Origin of the sequence: Capnocytophaga sp. oral taxon 332 str. F0381 (assembly GCF_000318275.2) — a bacterium.
Classification (GTDB): Bacteria; Bacteroidota; Bacteroidia; order Flavobacteriales; family Flavobacteriaceae; genus Capnocytophaga; species Capnocytophaga bilenii.
This window is the reverse complement of the sequence record NZ_KB291272.1, coordinates 524-852: the sequence shown is the minus strand read 5'-3', so window position 1 is coordinate 852 and position 329 is coordinate 524. Positions and strand designations below refer to the sequence as shown.

Genomic DNA, 329 nt, shown 5'->3' with positions numbered 1-329 from the left:
TATCAGCTACTGGTGTTTTTGAAGGAAAGGTTTTGTTAAGATGGTATATTAACAATAAAGGTGTTTTTTCCTATGATACAATTGATAATTTCTCCGATGATTACAATAACAATCAATTTATAGGTACTTGGACAAGTTATAAAACAGGTGTTAAAAAAGTAGCTAATTGGGGGGCTCATCGCATCCCTTGCTCAGGAGATTTAGATATAGGTGCTGCGGAATTTATGCCTAATGAAAAATATTATAAATATGGCTGGGAAGACTATAAACCTTAAATTGAGGCGTCAAAATAATCTCATATATTTGCACTCTGAAAATTAATGTATTAT

The 329-nt window shown here is 31.6% G+C and carries 1 pseudogene; it reads left to right on the top strand.

Annotated features, from left to right (window positions below):
- A pseudogene (locus tag HMPREF9075_RS02830) lies at window positions 1-275 on the top strand (hypothetical protein); the annotation flags it as partial.
- Window positions 276-329: the final 54 nt, after the last annotated feature.